Origin of the sequence: Sabulicella flocculans (assembly GCF_045449635.1) — a bacterium.
Lineage (GTDB): Bacteria > Pseudomonadota > Alphaproteobacteria > Acetobacterales > Acetobacteraceae > Roseococcus.
This window is the reverse complement of the sequence record NZ_JBJJBR010000065.1, coordinates 1-530: the sequence shown is the minus strand read 5'-3', so window position 1 is coordinate 530 and position 530 is coordinate 1. Positions and strand designations below refer to the sequence as shown.

Here is a 530-nt window from a genome sequence, read left to right as displayed (position 1 = left end):
TCGTTCAGCTGCCGCTCGGCGTCGCGCGCCTCCCGCGCGCCCTCGGTGCTGGCGCGGCGCACGGCGGCGACACGGGGTTCCAGCCGGCGCAGCGCCTCGTCGCGCTCCTGCAGCGCCAGGGTCTCGAGGCGGGTGCGCTCGGCGGCGGTGACGCCACCCGCGGCCTCGGCCTCGCGCAGGCGGCGGACCCGCTCCTCGTACTCCCGGTTGATCCGGAAGCGGTCGTCGAGGTCGCGGGTGAGCTCCTGGACGTCCTGCGTGGCGCGGCGGCGGCGCGCGTTGGCGGCGGCCTGGCCGGCGCGCTCTCCCTCCTCCAGGCGGCGGTTCAGCGACTCCCGCTCGGCGGTGTCGATCTCGGCCAGCGTGGCGAAGTAGTCCCGGCGCAGCTCCTCCAGCCGCGCGCGGCTGTCGACGCCGGCCTGCTGCTCGGCAACGCCAACCAGGCCAGGGCGGATGCTGCCGCGGCGGACCGGCGCGCGCAGGCTGTCGCGGCCGTCGCCCTCGCTCTCCAGCCGGCCGATCTGGGCCGA

The 530-nt window shown here is 77.9% G+C and carries 1 pseudogene; it reads right to left on the bottom strand.

The features are described 5' to 3' along the window. Nucleotides 1-530, bottom strand: a pseudogene (locus ACI6QG_RS19635) (tape measure protein); the annotation flags it as partial.